Origin of the sequence: Vibrio sp. 10N.222.52.B7 (genome assembly GCF_041474275.1) — a bacterium.
Classification (GTDB): Bacteria; Pseudomonadota; Gammaproteobacteria; order Enterobacterales; family Vibrionaceae; genus Vibrio; species Vibrio crassostreae_C.
Window position 1 is genome coordinate 1 of sequence record NZ_JBFRTU010000535.1, and the last position, 219, is coordinate 219.

General features: G+C 56.2%; 1 protein-coding gene. It reads right to left on the bottom strand.

Going from position 1 to position 219, the window contains the following annotated elements; genetic code table 11:
- The coding region (locus AB4512_RS24065) for an amidohydrolase family protein (protein WP_372176008.1) at positions 1–219 on the bottom strand (219 nt) is incomplete at both ends.

Below are 219 nucleotides of genomic sequence, written 5' to 3' on the forward strand. Positions count from 1 at the left end.
GCAGGTGTGGTTCCCCAGTCTTCGTGCAACTTCAAACCCACGGCACCTGCCGCTACTTGCTCACGCAGTGCTTCAGGTTGGCTCGCATTACCTTTACCGAGCAAACCAAAGTTCATTGGAAATTGATCGAGTGACTCCAGCATGCGGTGCATGTTCCAAGGCCCCGGTGTACATGTGGTCGCGTTAGTTCCTGTGTTTGGCCCAGTGCCGCCGCCGATC